Origin of the sequence: Streptomyces toxytricini (genome assembly GCF_014649915.1) — a bacterium.
GTDB classification, from domain to species: domain Bacteria; phylum Actinomycetota; class Actinomycetes; order Streptomycetales; family Streptomycetaceae; genus Streptomyces; species Streptomyces toxytricini.
Window position 1 is genome coordinate 46,285 of record NZ_BMTY01000014.1, and the last position, 13,558, is coordinate 59,842.

Genomic DNA, 13,558 nt, shown 5'->3' on the forward strand with positions numbered 1-13,558 from the left:
CCGTCATGCCGATTCCCGCCGCACCAGCCCCGTCGGCGTGATGACGGAGGCCGAGGCGGCGTCCGCCGCACCGTCCAGCATCCGCATCAGCAGCCGGACCATCAGCCGGCCCATTCCCTCGATGTCCTGCCGCACCGTGGTCAGGGCGGGTTCCGTGGCCCGCACCACGGCGTCCATGTCGTCGAACCCCACCACCGCGACGTCCTCCGGGACCCGGATCCCCCGCTCGCGCAGGACTCGCAGCGCCCCCGCCGCCATCAGGTCGTTCGCGGCGAACACGGCGTCCACGTCCGGCCGCCGCTCCAGCAGCTCGGCCATCGTGCGGGCCCCGCTCTCCCGGGTGAAGTCGCCCTGGCACACCAGCGCCGGATCGGCGTCCACCAGCACGTCCCGGTAGCCGGCGAGCCGGTCGAGCGCGGACGTCTGCGTGCACGGCCCGGCGAGGTGGCCGATGTGGCGGCGCCCGAGCGAGACCAGGTACTGGACGGCCTCCCGCGCCCCGCCCCGGTTGTCGCAGTCGACGAACGGCACGGCCGACTCCGCCCCCGACACCGGGCGCCCCCCGAACACGACGGGGATCCTGCTCCGGGCGATCACCGCGGGCAGCCGGTCGGCGGTGTGCAGGGAGAACGCCAGTGCGCCGTCGACGTGCCCGCCGTCCAGGTAGCGCGAGATGCGCTCGTGGTCGCCGTGGCCCTCCACCCACAGCAGCACCAGCTGGGTGTCGTGGGCGGTCAGCTCCCGGCTGATCCCGCGGACCTGCTTCTCGAAGAACGGGTCGGAGAAGATCCGGAATTCGGGCTCCGCGATGATCACGGCGACGGCGCCGTGCCGCCGGGTGACCAGCGAGCGCGCCGCGTGGTTGGGGACGTAGCCCAGTTCCCGGACCGCCTCGCGGACCTTCTCCGCCAGCGGGAGCCGCACGCCCGCACCGCCGTTGACGACCCGTGAGGCCGTGGCCCGGGAGACGCCGGCCCGCGCGGCAACGGCTTCCAGCGTGGGGCGGGACGACCCCGTGGTCTGCTCCGGCACGGCAGGCACTCCTGACTCCATCCGCGGCCGACGCCGCGCCGCTGTCCGACGCGGAACAGGATAAACGCCGGACGGCGGCTGTGAGAGCGCTCCCAAAAGCATTGCGCCAAGTCAGGCCGCCCGCCGCGGGGAGCCCCTACCGATCGCGCGGGACGGCGCAGGCCGCCGTTCCTCCCGGCAGCCGGTACCGGTTGGCCGCGACGAGCCGGTACACCCCGTCCGCGGCCCGCCGCACCCCGGGCAGCCCGAGCACGCCGCCGAGCACCGGCCACGCGCCACCCGCGCTCAGCAGCGCCTTCGCGACGGCCCGGGCGCCGCCGTGCACCGCCCCCGACGGGGTCACCCACAGCACCTCGTACGCGGCGCGGTCCCGGTTCACGCCGAGGACGTCGAGGTCCGCGAACTGCCAGGGGACGACGTCGCAGCGGGGCCGCACGTACCGCTCGGCGAGCCGCGCCGAGGTCGTGCAGAAGCCGCAGTCACCGTCGTAGACGAGCACAGGCCGGGTACGCATGCCCCCATCATGCGGCGTCCCGGCCCCGTTCGGGGGAACGCGCCGAGTGCCGCCCCGCCAGGGGGCATCCCCGGCCGCCGGGCGGGCAGGCGCAGGGCATGACCGAATCGACGACCACGGCACGGGACGATGCGGAACACCTCCACTTGGCCGCCCTGGCAGCCTTCGGCCTCTACGCGGCCGCGTGGGCGCAGGCGGCGGAGCGGCACGGCAGTCCCGACGCCGCGTCGGGGCGGGCCTCCGGAGTGCTGCTGACCGGTGCGGCGACCTTCCGCCTGAGCCGCCTCATCACCAAAGCGAAGATCACCCGTCCGCTGCGGGCGCCGTTCACCGACGTCGACGGCCCCGGAGCGCCGGCCGAGCTGAACGAGACCCCGAAAGCCGGCCGGCGCGTGGCCGGCTCGCTCCTGAGCTGCCCGTTCTGCCTCGGTGTGTGGGTGGCCACCACCCTGACCGGTGCCCGGGCGCTGTGGCCGCACGCGACCGGAGCGGTGGAGCGGACGCTCGCCGCCGTGGCCGCGGCGGACGCGATGCAGCTCGCGTACGCGCGCCTCGTCCGGGCGGCGGAGGGGTAGCCGCGGCGGCGCCGGCGGCCCGCGGGGGAGCGCCGCCTTCAGGCCTGCCCGGCCCGCCCGCGTCCGACACCGCTGACCGCTGACTGCCCCGGCCGGGGTTACGGGAACGGTCCCGCGCGGGCCTGCGTCCTCCCCTCCGACGGAGCCGGCCGGACCGGTCCAGCAGGCCGGCGCCGCGGCGCCGGGGGAGGAGGGGCAGTGCGCGCAGGACCCAGGGCGGGCGGATGGACGGTGGCCCTCGCGGTGGGGCTTCCCCTGGCCGTGGCCGGGACCGTCGTGGCCGTCGTCCTCGGCAGCGGCAGCTCCGCCGCGCCGAGCCCGCTGCACCGCGCGGTGGACGCCTACCTGGGGCCGGTCGGCCGCGGCGCCCCCGCACCCGCCCTGGGGCCGGACGCCCGCTGCCCCGCCGGCAGCGACCCCGAGGCCTCCCTCCGCGCCCTCGCGGCGGAGTTCGGCCACCGCATCGTCTCCTCCACCCGCAGCGGCGACAGCGCCGTCGTCAACGCCGACCTCGCCCCGCCCGCCGGGGACCGGATCGCGGTGACCCTGGAGCTGCGCCGGAGCGGCGACCGCTGGGACGTCTGCTCGGCGTCCCGGGGCCACGTGGAGATCGACCCGTTCTGATCCCGCCGCGCTGCCCGCCGACCCCTGCCGTGCCGCCGGGAACCGGCTACGGCAGCCGTCCGCCGGAGGTGTCCGCCTCGGCCGCGTCCGCCAGGGCCTCCGCCGCGGCCTCCGCGGCCCGGGCGGCGTCGCTCGCGGCCTGCGTCGCCGTCTCGTCGGCGCCGTCCGCCGACCGCTCCCGGGTCGCGGGCGACGGAGGGAGCACCTCACCGAAGGCCCGGGAGACCGCCCCCAGGGCGGAGGTCACCTCGCCGGGGATCACCCAGAAGGTGCTGCCCTGCCCCTGCGCGAGCTGCGGCAGCACCTGGAGGTACTGGTAGGCGAGGAGCTTCGGGTCGGGGTCGTTGCGGTGCACCGCCTGGAAGACCTCGTCGATCGCCCGGGACTGGCCCTCCGCCTTGAGGATCTCCGCAGTGCGGGCGCCCTCAGCACGCAGCACCGCGGACTGCTTGTCGCCTTCCGCCGTCAGGATCTGCGCCTGCCGCTGGCCCTCGGCCGCCAGGATCGCCGCCCGCTTGTCCCGCTCCGCCCGCATCTGCTTCTGCATCGCGTCCTTGATCGACTGCGGCGGGTCGATGGCCTTGATCTCCACGCGGTTGACGCGCAGCCCCCACTTGCCCGTCGCCTCGTCCAGCACACCGCGGAGCTGGCTGTTGATCGTGTCGCGCGAGGTCAGGGTCTTCTCCAGGTCCATGGAGCCGACGACGTTGCGCAGCGTGGTGACGGTGAGCTGCTCGACCGCCTGGAGGAAGTTCGCGATCTCGTACGAGGCCGCCCGCGGATCCGTGACCTGGAAGTACAGCACGCTGTCGATCTCCACCACCAGGTTGTCCTCGGTGATCACCGGCTGCGGCCGGAAGGAGACGACCTGCTCGCGCAGGTCGATCACCGGGTACACGCGGTCGATGTAGGGGATGACGACGTTCAGGCCGGGCTTCAGCGTCCGGTGGTAGCGGCCGAGGCGCTCCACGTTGCGGGCCCGCGCCTGGGGCACGATCCGCACGGCCCGCACCACGGTGAACACGGCGAGGGCGGCGAGGACCAGGGCGATGATCAGGGACCCCGATGCATCCATGGCTCACTCCCGGGGGTAGACGAGGGCGGTACTGCCGCTGATCTCGATGACGTCGACGGCGGCGCCGGGAGGGATGACCAGCGTCTCGTCGTAGGCGCGGGCGGTCCACTCCTCGCCGCCGATGCGCACCCGGCCGTCCCGCCCGGACACCTCGCTGACGACGTACGCCACCCTGCCGATCAGCGCGTCGACGCCGAACCGCGCCTCCTGGGCGGGCTGGAGGCGGCGCAGCACGGTCGGGCGTACGAACAGCAGGCTCAGCGCGGCGACGGCGGTGAACAGCAGGAACTGCCAGGGCACCGGCAGCCCGAGCGCGGCGGCGCCCCCGGTCACGGCGGCGGCCGCGGCCAGCAGCCCGAGCGCCGCGGTGAGGGAGAACACCTCCGCGACGGCCAGCCCCGCCGCGGCGATCAGCCAGAGCAGCCACGGTTCCATGCGGGCCCTCCCTCCCACGCGCATAGGCGAGCGATATGCCGGAATTATTCGCTTGTCTACCCATTGGCGGGGCGGCAGAACCCGCTGTTCACACCGCACGCCCGGCCGTCGGCCGCCGTCCGGTCCGCCGCCGCCCGCCACGCGCGCACGGGCACCGCGGGGCATATTGGAGGAAGCGCCCCAAGATCGGCCCGGGAACCGCCCCGAATGGAAACCGCCTGGTGGGGCAGGCGGCCTGTACGTCGATCGCCCGTCCCGCCGGTGTCGCGGCCGGACGGGCAGCACGAGGGAGTGAACTCACATGGTGCAGGTGTTCCGGACCCCCGGAGCAGGAGCGGCCACGCGCCGGCATGCCGGCGCGCGTATCCAGGGGGGTGCGGCATGTGCGGTCTGAGCGGTGAGGTGCGCTTCGACGGCCGGCGCCCGGACCTGGCGGCGGTCGAGCGCATGACCGACGAGATGTCCGACCGCGGTCCGGACGGCAGAGGCGCCTGGTCGCAGGGCGCGGTCGCCCTCGGCCACCGGCGGTTGAAGATCATCGACCTGTCCGAGAGCGGCGCCCAGCCGATGAGCGACCCGCACCTCGGCATCACCGCCGCCTTCAACGGCTGCATCTACAACCACCGCGAGCTGCGCCGGCGCCTGGAGGGGCTGGGCCACCACTTCTTCTCCGGCTCCGACACCGAGGTACTCCTCAAGGCGTACGGGCAGTGGGGTCCCGCCTGCGTGGAGCACCTGCTCGGCATGTTCGCCTTCGCGGTGGTCGAGCACCACACCGGGCGCGTGGTGCTGGGCCGCGACCGGCTCGGCATCAAGCCCCTCTACATCACCGAGGACGCCGACCGGCTCCGCTTCGCCTCCACCCTGCCGGCCCTGCTGGCCGGCGGCGGCGTCGACACCAGCCCCGACCCGGTCGCCCTGCACCAGTACCTGAGCTGGCACGGCACCGTTCCCGCGCCCCGCACCGTCCTGCGGGGCGTGCGCAAGCTGCCCCAGGCCACGGTCCGCGTGATCGAGCCCGACGGCACCTCCACCGAGCACTGCTACTGGCAGCCGTCCTACACCCGCGGCGCCGGACCCGGCGGCGAGCTCGGCGACGACCCGGAGGCCTGGCGGGAAGCCGTCCACGAGGCCCTCGGCCGGGCCGTGCGCCGGCGCATGGTGGCCGACGTCCCCGTGGGCGTCCTGCTGTCCGGCGGACTCGACTCCAGCCTGATCGTCGCCCTGCTGGAGGAGCACGGCCAGAGCGGCACCGCGACCTTCGCCATGGGCTTCGAATCCGAGAGCGGCCAGGACGGCGACGAGTTCCACTACTCCGACCTGGTCGCCCGGCGCTTCGGCACCGACCACCACCAATTCATGATCCCCTCCGACCGGCTCCCCGCCGCGCTGGAACGGGCGATCGCCTCCATGGACGAGCCCATGGTCAGCCACGACTCCGTCGCCTTCCACCTGCTCGCCGAGCAGGTCGCCAAGGACGTCAAGGTCGTTCTCTGCGGGCAGGGCGCCGACGAGGTCTTCGCCGGCTACCACTGGTACCCCGGCATCGCCGAGGCCGCCCGCCCCGACGCCGCCGACGCGTACGCGGACGCCTACTTCGACCGCACGCACCACGGAGTCAACGACCTGCTCCACCGCGACCTGGCCGCCGACCGCGACACCCCGCGCGAGTTCGTCGCGGCCCACATGGCCGCGCCCGGCGCACAGACCGCGCTCGACGCCGCCCTGCGCCTCGACGTCCATGCACTGATGGCCGACGACCCCGTGAAGCGCGTCGACAACATGACCATGGCCTGGGGCCTGGAGGCGCGCGTGCCGTTCCTCGACCACGAGCTGGTCGAACTGGCCGCAGCCTGCCCGCCCGAGCTGAAACTCGGCCAGGGAGGCAAGGGCATCCTCAAGGACGTAGGACGCCGCGTCCTTCCCCTGGAGGTCGTCGACCGGCCGAAGGGCTACTTCCCGGTGCCCGCCGTCCGGCACATGGCCGAACCGGTCCTCACCCGCGTCCGCGACGCGCTGACCGCCCCCGAAGCCCGCCGCCGCGGTATCTTCGACCAGGGCCGCGTCGCCGACATGCTCGCCGACCCCGCGCGCCACCGCACGAAACGCGGAGCCAGCACCCTGTGGCAGGTGGCTTCGCTGGAGATCTGGCTCCAGACCCACGGCATCGTCTGACAACCGACACCGAGCGGTGACTGTCCCCCGGAAGCCCTCGAAGAGGCCCGCATGCCCCTTGACCGCTCCCCGCACCGACACCGTCCCCGCACCGCCGGCGCACCCGCCGCCCCGGACCCGGCACCGGGCCCCGCGCCCGCCGCCGCCCCGGCACCCGCCGGAGCCGCCCCGGCCGTGCTCCACCTGGCCGACACCGGCGCGGCGGACCCGCCGGCGGTGCTCACCGTCCACGGCTGCTGGTACCCGTCCGCCGACCCCACCGGCGACCGCGTGGCGTTCATCTGCGACCGCGCCGGCGTGCCGCAGCTGTGGAGCGGCCCCGCGAACGGCTCGGAAGCCCACGTCCTCGACGCCGACCCCGACCCCGTCACCGAGGTGTCGTGGTCACCGGACGGCCGGTGGATCGCGTACACCTCGGCTCCCGGCGGCGGCGAGCACACCCGCGTCCTGGTGGTCCGCCCGGACGGCACCGACCGGCACGTCCTCGCCGGCGCCGAACCGGGCGCCTCCGCCCACATCGGCCGCTGGAGCCGCGACGGGTCCGCCCTCGGCGTCACCGTCGCCCAGCCCGCCGGCCCCGGCGCGCACACCGGCCCCGGCCACATGCCGCAGGACGCCGAACCCGGCTTCTCCGACGGCGCCCTCCCCGACGGTGCGTACGCGGCGGCCCGCGCCGCCCGCGCCGGGCAGGCGGCGATCCTCCTCCCGCCCGGCCACCCGGCGGCCGCCCCCGCCGCGCACGTCAACGGCGCGCCCGTCCGACCGCCCTCAGCCGCCCCCGCGGCCCCGGACGGCGCCCTGTCCGCGTACCTGATCGACCCGGACGGCACGCACGCCCCCGTCCTCCTCCACACCGAGCCCGGCGCCGCCTCCCTCCGCGTGTGCGACATCGCCGCCGACAACCGCTTCGTCCTGCTGCGCCGCGGGCCGCGCGGCCGCCGCGAGGCCCTCCTCCTGGACCGGGCCACCGGCCGCATCCCCTTCCGCCTGCACGTCGCGGACGGCGACCCGTGGATCGGCCGGCTCTCGCCCGACTCGCGCACCCTGTGGCTGCGCAGCGACGCGGACCGCGAGTTCGCCGCCCTGCTGCGGGTCCGCCTCGCCGAGGACGGGACCGCCGAGGACGTGTCCGTGGCGGCGGAACGGGACGGCTCCCAGCTCGATCTGCTGAGCCTGCCCGACCACGGCCGCTGGGCCTTCCTCGCCTGGAACGCCCACGGCGCGAGCGACCTGGAGAGCGTCGGCCTCGACGGCGCCGGCCCCGGAGAAGGACCGGGCGCGGGCGACGCCGTCGGGCCGCACCACCGCTCCGAGCTCCCGCACGAGGTCGTCACCCGCATCGCGTCCGTCGCCCGCGGCGGCCTCTTCGCCGCCCTCTCCGGCTCCCGCCGCCGGCCCGGCATCTGGCAGATCGACGGGCCCTTCGGGCCCGTCCGAACCGGCTGGACGGCCCCCGACGAAGAAGCGGCCCCGCCCGGCCGACCCCCCGTCCGCCCCGTGCCGCTGCGCTGCCGGGCACGGGACGGCCTCGTACTCGGCGGCTGGTACTACCGCGCGCCCGACCGCGACCCCGGCCGGCCCGGGCCCTGCGTCGTCCACCTCCACGGCGGCCCCGAAGAGCAGGAGCGCCCCGTGTTCAACCCCCTCTACCACGAGATCCTCGGCCGCGGCATCGACGTCTTCGCCCCCGACGTCCGCGGCTCCTCGGGCTGGGGGCGCTCCTTCGTCGACGCCGACCTCGGCACCGGCCGCTTCGCCGCCATCGACGACGTCGCGGACTGCGCCGCACACCTCGTCGCCGAAGGCCACGCCGACCCGCTCCGCCTGGCGGTGATGGGACGCTCGTACGGCGGCTACCTCACCATGGCCTCCCTGGTGTGGCACCCGGAGCTCTTCCGCACGGGCGTCGCCGTCTGCGGCATGTCCGACCTCACCACCTTCTTCGCCGGCACCGAGCCCTGGATCGCCCGCTCCGCGGCCGCCAAGTACGGCCACCCCGAGCACGACCGGGAACTGCTGCGCGCCCTCTCCCCGATGAGCCGCATCGACCGGCTGCGCGCGCCCGTCCTCGCCGTCCACGGCGAACACGACACCAACGTGCCGCCGACCGAGTCCGAGCAGTTCGTCCGGGCCGCCCGCGCGCAGGGAGTCCCGGCCGAGCTGCTGACCCTCCGCAACGAGGGCCACGACTTCCTGCGGGCGGACACCCGCCGCCTCTACCGACGGGCAGCCGCGGACTGGCTGGAGCAGTACCTCGTACCCGACCGCGCGGTCCGCCGGGGCGCCTGAGTAGTTTTCGCACCCGTCCTGAGTATCCGCACGGCTCCGCCCGGCGGCCGCGCCGTGCGAGATTTCCCTCCGTCGCGGGGCCGGGCGGCCCGGCCCGTGGAGGGGGGGGACCGGGGCATGGACTTCTTCGACGGGGAAGCGGGCGGGCGGGACGAGCCGGCAGCGGGCGCCGGAGGCGGCTGCTCCGGGGTGACCGCCGTGCTCCTGGGCACCGCGGTCGCCCTGGCCGCGGGGGTCGCCGCCCTCTTCGACCTCGTGCGGGACCTGGTCCCGTGACCGCCCTCCGCCCCGGGCCCGCGGCCGGCACGCGTCGGCCGAGGACCGCCTTGACGGCCCTCCTGCGGCGGGATCCACTGAAGGCCACGGCACCCGCCCGCGCGGCGGACGACGGCGGGGGACCGGTCCACAGGGGGGACGGAGTGGGGTTTCAGCGTGCGCGGCGCGTCGCCGTGCAGGTCGCCGGGCTCTACCGGCTGGCGCACCTGCTGTACGCGAGCGGCGTGGTGACGGCCGATCCCGTCGACGTCCGGGCCGCCGTCCTCCTGGCCGCCGTATGGGCCGTCTCCCTGGCGGTCTACGCGGCGGGACTGCGGCACGGCCGGATCCCCGACCGCCTGATGTGGACGGACGTGGGCGTGAACGGCTGCCTGCTCCCGCTCACGGCCGCCGTCGCCATCGGGGAAGGGCCCGCCGCGGAGGGGCACGGCTGGCTGGCGGTCCAGGCGCTCTCCGCCTCGGCGGCCGCCGTCGTGTCGCTCCGCTGGCGCGGCACCGTCCTCTGCTTCGTTCTGCTGACGGCGACCTCGCTCGCCGTGCACCAGGTGGTGCGCCGACCCGACACGGCCGAACTCCTGGAGCACCTCAGCGCCCTCTCGATGAGCAGCGGCCTGATGGCCGCCGGCTGGTGGTACGTCAGACGCCAGGGCATCCTCCTGGACGACGCGCAGCAGCGGGCGCTGGCCGCCGAGGCCGCCCGCGCCCGCCAGGCCGAGCGGACCGCCCACCACGCCGCGCTGCACGACACCGTCCTCGCCACGCTCACCACCATCGCCTCCGGCGGGGTCGACGCCAACGCGCAGGCCGTACGCGACCGCTGCGCCCGCGAAGCGGCCTACCTGCGGCGGCTCGTCCAGCTCACCGACGATCCCGGGCACCTGCCCGCGGCGGGGGGCACGGCCGGCACCGCCGCCCTGGAGGAGGCCGTCCGCTCCGCCGAGGCGTTGGGACTGGTGGTGAAGGCGCAGTACCACGCGGTGCCGGAGCTCCCCGAGGAAGTGGCCGAGGCCGTCGCGGCGGCCGCCTCCGAGGCGCTGAACAACGTACGCAGGCACGCCGGAACGGGCCAGGCGTACCTCACCGCGGCCGGCCGCGCCGACGGACTGGAGGTCACCATCGCCGACCGCGGCGCCGGCTTCGACACGGCGGAGCCCGCCGGCGCCGGGACGGGCCTGCGCCGCTCCGTACACGCCAGGATGGCCGCGGCCGGCGGCGCGGCCCGCGTGGACAGCCATCCCGGCGAGGGCACGGTGGTCGAACTCCGCTGGCCCGCCTGACGCCCGCGCACCCGCCGGGACGCCGCTCGCGGCCGGCCGGGGGCCCGCCAGGTGCCAGTCGGCCTCACGTGCAGGGCCGGCGGTCCCGGCAACCCGCGGGTCAGCCGCGCGCCGGCCGGCCCCGCCCCGTGCGGCTGCCGGTGCGGCGCTTGCGGCCCCGCAGGGAGCCCGCCGGCGGCGCGCCTTCCGGCCCGGCGGGTGTACGGCGCGGCTCGTCACGGCGCCTGCGGGCCCGGGCGACGCGCTGCCATCAGCCGACGCGCCTGCCGGCCTGGCGGGCGTACGGCGGCTCGTGCGCCGTCTGCGCCCGGCGCCCCCTCGACCGGCACGCCGGCCGGCCTGCCCCGCACGGCCTGCCGGTACGGGGCCCGCGGCCGAGCGGTGTGCCGGTCAGCCGATGCGGCGGGCGCCCGGTGACGGTACGGCCTCCAGTACGGCGGGCGCCGCCCGGCCGGCTGCCGCGAAGGCCTCCGCCACCGCGGCGGCCACGTCCGCCGCCTCCCCGGCGCGGACCAGGGCGATCACCGAGCCGCCGAACCCGCCGCCCGTCATGCGCGCGCCGAGCGCCCCCGCCGCGACCGCCGCCGCCACCGCCAGGTCGGTCTCCGCGCAGGACGCCCCGTAGTCGTCGCGCAGCGAGGCGTGCCCCTCCGTCAGGAGCGGCCCCAGCGCCTCGGGCCGACCGGCGGCCAGCTCCGCCACGGCCCGGCCCACCCGCGCGTTCTCGGTGACCACGTGCCGCACCAGCGGGACGAGTTCACCGGGCAGCCGGGTCAGCGCCGCCGGCAGCCCCGCACCGTCCAGGTCCCGCAGGGCCGGCAGGCCGAGCAGGCGGGCGGCCCGTTCGCACCCGGCCCGCAGGGCCGCGTACGCCCCGTCGGCGAGGTCGTGCTTGACGCGCGTGTCCAGTACCAGCAGGCGCAGCCCATGCCCGGCGAGGTCGAACGGCACCTGGCGCACCTCCAGGCTCCGGCTGTCCAGGTGCAGCGCGTGGCCGCCGGCGCAGCACACCGACGCCATCTGGTCCATCACCCCGCACGGCACCCCCGCGTACGCGTTCTCGGCGTGCTGCGCGGCCCGCGCCAGTTCCGGCCGCGCCATCCCGAGCCCGTACAGCTCGTCGTACGCGACGGCCACCGCACACTCCAGGGCCGCGGAGGAGGACAGCCCTGCCCCCGCCGGGACCGTGCTGTCCAGGTACACGTCCGCGCCGCCGACCGCCAGCCCGCGCTCGCGCAGCGCCCAGACCACGCCCGCCGGGTAGCGGGCCCAGCCCTCGGTCGCGCCCGGGGCGAGGTCCTCCACCCGCAGTACGGCGGTCGCGGCGGCGCCGCCCTGGGCACTGTGCAGCCGCAGCAGGCCGTCCCCGCGCCGCCGTGCAGCCACCACCACCGCCTGCGGCAGCGCCATGGGCAGGGCGAACCCGTCGTTGTAATCGGTGTGTTCGCCGATCAGGTTGACCCGGCCGGGCGCCGCCCAGACCCCCTCCGGAGAGCCGCCGTGTACCCGCCGGAACCCCTCCCGGACGGCTCCGGCCGCGTCCGCGGTCACCGCGCCTCCCGCAGCCGCCGGGCGGCCGTCTCCGGGGCCACGTCGTTCATGAACGCCTCCATGCCGGACTCGGTCCCGGCCAGGTACTTCAGCTTGTCGGCGGTCCGCCGCACGGTGAACAGCTCCAGGTGCAGCGCGAGTTCGCCCCCGCCCCTGAGCGGCGCCTGGTGCCAGGCGGCGACGTACGGGGTGGGCGCGGCGAGCCCGAAGAGGCGGTCGAACCGGCGCAGCAGGTCGAGGTAGAGGCGGGGGAACTCGGCGCGCTCCGCCTCGGTGAGCCGGGTCAGGTCGGACACCCGGCGGTGCGGGTACAGGTGCACCTCGTACGGCCAGCGGGCGGCGTAGGGGACGAACGCGGTCCAGTGCTCCCCGGCGAGGACGATGCGTTCGTCGGCGGCGCGGGCCTCGGCCAGCAGGTCCTCGAACAGGTTCCGCCCGGTCTCGGCCCGGTGGGCTGCCGCGGCGGCGAGGTGCTTGGCGGTCCGCGGCGCGACGGCGGTGAACGCGTAGACCTGGCCGTGCGGGTGGGGGAGGGTCACCCCGATCTCCGCGCCCCGGTTCTCGAAACAGTACACCTGCACCACGCCGGGGCGGGCGGACAGCTCGGCGGTCCGGTCGGTCCATGCGTCGAGGACGAGCCGAGCCCGCTCCGGGGTGAGGTCGGCGAAGCCGGCGTCGTGGTCGGGGGTGAAGCACACCACCTCGCAGCGGCCCGTGGGGCCGGAGAGGGAGGGGAAGCGGTTCTCGAAGACGGCCACCTCGTAGTCGGCGGCCGGGATCTCGCTCTCCCGCCCCTCCCGCGAGGGGCACAGCGGGCAGGAGTCGGCGGGCGGGTGGTGGGTGCGCGACTGCCGGTGCGCGGCGATCGCCACCCAGTCGCCGGTGGCCGGGTCCCGGCGCAGCTCCGGGACGCTCTCGACGCGGTCCGGCGGCCGGCGGTCCCGGGCCCGGCGGTCCCGGCCGGGGGCGGTGTCGTAGTAGATGAGCTCGCGGCCGTCCGCGAGTTCGGTGACGGTCCTGTGCACGTCCTCGCCTGATCTGTCGGGTGGGTGGGCCGGCGGGTGGGCCAGGGTGTGCAGGCCCCTCCCCGTACCGGGCCGAACGCGGACTCGATGATACGGCCGCCGGGGCCGCGGCCCACCCCCGCCGACCCCTGGCGTACGGCCGCCCCTGTGTGCCGGGCGTCCCACGGCCGCGTCCGGCCGCGGCGCGTCCCAGCAGGCCGGCGCCCGGGACGTCCCGCGGTACCCCCTTTCGGGGCATCGGCTGGACTCGCGCCGGGCCGGGGCGGAAGAGTCGTAGCCGACGCCGCCCGGCAGCGACCGGCCGGTGCGGCCGATCCGGCATCCACCGAACAGGGAGACGTCATGCGCTTTCGCCTCACCGCACGAACGGCACTGGGCACCGCGGCGGTCCTCGCGGCAGCGACCCTCACCCCCGTCCTCACCGCAGCCCCGGCGGCGGCACTCGGGGTCACGGGGACGGCGCCCGCGTGCGTCAAGAGGGACGTCGTCAAGCACCGGAACTACGTGAAGGTGACCAACACCTGCCGTGAGACGATGCACCTGAAGGTCGTCATCGACTGGGGCTCCGACTCCCCGTGCCTGACCTACCAGCCGGGCGAGCAGTGGGAGTGGACGTGGGGCCGCGGCTCGTACGGCAAGGTCGTCACCTGCTGACATCCGCGGCGACGCGCACGCCGACGGCCCCGCCCGTACCACCGGGCGGGGCCGTT

General features: G+C 76.2%; 13 protein-coding genes. 7 read left to right on the top strand and 6 right to left on the bottom strand.

Features of this window, described 5'->3' with window-relative positions:
- Window positions 1–3: 3 nt before the first annotated feature.
- Window positions 4–1,053, bottom strand: a complete 1,050-nt coding sequence (locus IE170_RS18880) for a LacI family DNA-binding transcriptional regulator (protein ID WP_223856296.1) — start codon at window positions 1,051–1,053, stop codon at window positions 4–6.
- Between the two features lie 115 nt (window positions 1,054–1,168).
- On the bottom strand, window positions 1,169–1,546 hold the full coding sequence (locus IE170_RS18885) for a thiol-disulfide oxidoreductase DCC family protein (protein ID WP_189810584.1): 378 nt from the start codon (window positions 1,544–1,546) through the stop codon (window positions 1,169–1,171).
- Window positions 1,547–1,644: 98 nt separating this feature from the next.
- Here IE170_RS18885 and IE170_RS18890 point away from each other — a divergent pair, with 98 nt between their 5' ends.
- Together IE170_RS18890 and IE170_RS18895 are read left to right on the top strand one after the other, a co-directional pair.
- Window positions 1,645–2,121, top strand: coding sequence for a DUF1360 domain-containing protein (locus tag IE170_RS18890; protein ID WP_189810585.1), 477 nt, complete (start codon window positions 1,645–1,647; stop codon window positions 2,119–2,121).
- Between the two features lie 198 nt (window positions 2,122–2,319).
- Window positions 2,320–2,745, top strand: a complete 426-nt coding sequence (locus tag IE170_RS18895) for a hypothetical protein (protein ID WP_189810586.1) — start codon at window positions 2,320–2,322, stop codon at window positions 2,743–2,745.
- Window positions 2,746–2,791: 46 nt separating this feature from the next.
- Here IE170_RS18895 and IE170_RS18900 read toward each other — a convergent pair whose 3' ends face one another.
- On the bottom strand, window positions 2,792–3,820 hold the full coding sequence (locus IE170_RS18900) for an SPFH domain-containing protein (RefSeq protein ID WP_189810587.1): 1,029 nt from the start codon (window positions 3,818–3,820) through the stop codon (window positions 2,792–2,794).
- A 3-nt stretch (window positions 3,821–3,823) separates the two neighbouring features.
- On the bottom strand, window positions 3,824–4,255 hold the full coding sequence (locus IE170_RS18905; protein ID WP_189810588.1) for an NfeD family protein: 432 nt from the start codon (window positions 4,253–4,255) through the stop codon (window positions 3,824–3,826).
- Between the two features lie 381 nt (window positions 4,256–4,636).
- Here IE170_RS18905 and IE170_RS18910 point away from each other — a divergent pair, with 381 nt between their 5' ends.
- The 4 genes from IE170_RS18910 to IE170_RS18925 all read left to right on the top strand — a co-directional run bounded on the left by IE170_RS18910 (window position 4,637) and on the right by IE170_RS18925 (window position 10,272).
- On the top strand, window positions 4,637–6,430 hold the full coding sequence (locus tag IE170_RS18910) for an N-acetylglutaminylglutamine amidotransferase (RefSeq protein ID WP_189810589.1): 1,794 nt from the start codon (window positions 4,637–4,639) through the stop codon (window positions 6,428–6,430).
- 51 nt (window positions 6,431–6,481) lie between these two features.
- A complete protein-coding gene (locus IE170_RS18915) occupies window positions 6,482–8,719 on the top strand; it encodes a S9 family peptidase (protein ID WP_189810590.1) in 2,238 nt (745 codons plus the stop codon).
- A gap of 117 nt (window positions 8,720–8,836) precedes the next feature.
- On the top strand, window positions 8,837–8,995 hold the full coding sequence (locus IE170_RS18920) for a hypothetical protein (protein ID WP_189810591.1): 159 nt from the start codon (window positions 8,837–8,839) through the stop codon (window positions 8,993–8,995).
- 143 nt (window positions 8,996–9,138) lie between these two features.
- Entirely contained in the window at window positions 9,139–10,272 is a 1,134-nt protein-coding gene (locus tag IE170_RS18925) for an ATP-binding protein (protein ID WP_189810592.1), read from the top strand.
- Window positions 10,273–10,662: 390 nt separating this feature from the next.
- Here the strand turns inward: IE170_RS18925 and galK are convergent, their stop codons facing one another.
- Window positions 10,663–11,823, bottom strand: a complete 1,161-nt coding sequence (galK, locus tag IE170_RS18930; RefSeq protein WP_189810593.1) for a galactokinase — start codon at window positions 11,821–11,823, stop codon at window positions 10,663–10,665.
- On the bottom strand, window positions 11,820–12,848 hold the full coding sequence (gene galT / locus IE170_RS18935) for a galactose-1-phosphate uridylyltransferase (protein WP_189810594.1): 1,029 nt from the start codon (window positions 12,846–12,848) through the stop codon (window positions 11,820–11,822). Before galT ends, galK begins: the two co-directional genes overlap by 4 nt.
- A gap of 342 nt (window positions 12,849–13,190) precedes the next feature.
- Here galT and IE170_RS18940 point away from each other — a divergent pair, with 342 nt between their 5' ends.
- On the top strand, window positions 13,191–13,502 hold the full coding sequence (locus IE170_RS18940; RefSeq protein ID WP_189810595.1) for an alpha-amylase inhibitor: 312 nt from the start codon (window positions 13,191–13,193) through the stop codon (window positions 13,500–13,502).
- The last annotated feature ends 56 nt before the right edge of the window (window positions 13,503–13,558 follow it).

What these genes read in the sequence shown, in the direction of transcription:
- IE170_RS18900 (WP_189810587.1), bottom strand. Translation starts at nt 3,820, where the DNA reads ATGGATGCATCGGGGTCCCTGATCATCGCCCTGGTCCTCGCCGCCCTC.
- IE170_RS18915 (WP_189810590.1), top strand. Translation starts at nt 6,482, where the DNA reads ATGCCCCTTGACCGCTCCCCGCACCGACACCGTCCCCGCACCGCCGGC.
- IE170_RS18920 (WP_189810591.1), top strand. Translation starts at nt 8,837, where the DNA reads ATGGACTTCTTCGACGGGGAAGCGGGCGGGCGGGACGAGCCGGCAGCG.
- IE170_RS18940 (WP_189810595.1), top strand. Translation starts at nt 13,191, where the DNA reads ATGCGCTTTCGCCTCACCGCACGAACGGCACTGGGCACCGCGGCGGTC.
- IE170_RS18890 (WP_189810585.1), top strand. Translation starts at nt 1,645, where the DNA reads ATGACCGAATCGACGACCACGGCACGGGACGATGCGGAACACCTCCAC.
- IE170_RS18880 (WP_223856296.1), bottom strand. Translation starts at nt 1,053, where the DNA reads ATGGAGTCAGGAGTGCCTGCCGTGCCGGAGCAGACCACGGGGTCGTCC.
- IE170_RS18885 (WP_189810584.1), bottom strand. Translation starts at nt 1,546, where the DNA reads ATGCGTACCCGGCCTGTGCTCGTCTACGACGGTGACTGCGGCTTCTGC.
- IE170_RS18905 (WP_189810588.1), bottom strand. Translation starts at nt 4,255, where the DNA reads ATGGAACCGTGGCTGCTCTGGCTGATCGCCGCGGCGGGGCTGGCCGTC.
- IE170_RS18910 (WP_189810589.1), top strand. Translation starts at nt 4,637, where the DNA reads ATGTGCGGTCTGAGCGGTGAGGTGCGCTTCGACGGCCGGCGCCCGGAC.